Below are 276 nucleotides of genomic sequence, written 5' to 3'. Positions count from 1 at the left end.
CCATTGCTGGGAAGTCGCGGAAACATGCGGAATCCGGGCCAATCCGGCGGGTGTACGGGCCAGTCCGGGGCCGAAAGTGTGGACATTGTCCACACTTCTTTTTTGCCCAGTCACGACTACCCCCAAGGCCGTAGCCTGCCATGAAAGTTCGAGCGAAAGCACCATGTTGCCGGTGGGCAACCACACAGCGATTTCCATCAATCGATTCACCTCCTTCCATATCCTTCATGGCCTACCGGTCCTGAAAGTAAATGACAGAGATCAACAACCTGAGGG

General features: G+C 55.4%; 1 protein-coding gene. It reads right to left on the bottom strand.

Annotated elements, in window-relative coordinates; all coding sequences use genetic code 11:
• The coding region (locus tag SB764_RS39915) for a hypothetical protein (RefSeq protein WP_410866736.1) at positions 1-198 on the bottom strand (198 nt) is incomplete at its 3' end.
• Between the last annotated feature and the right edge of the window lie 78 nt (positions 199-276).

The organism is Paraburkholderia sp. SIMBA_027 (assembly GCF_046535315.1).
Classification (GTDB): domain Bacteria; phylum Pseudomonadota; class Gammaproteobacteria; order Burkholderiales; family Burkholderiaceae; genus Paraburkholderia; species Paraburkholderia tropica.
Note: the sequence above shows the minus strand (reverse complement) of the source record. Positions and strands in the feature narration are given on the sequence as shown.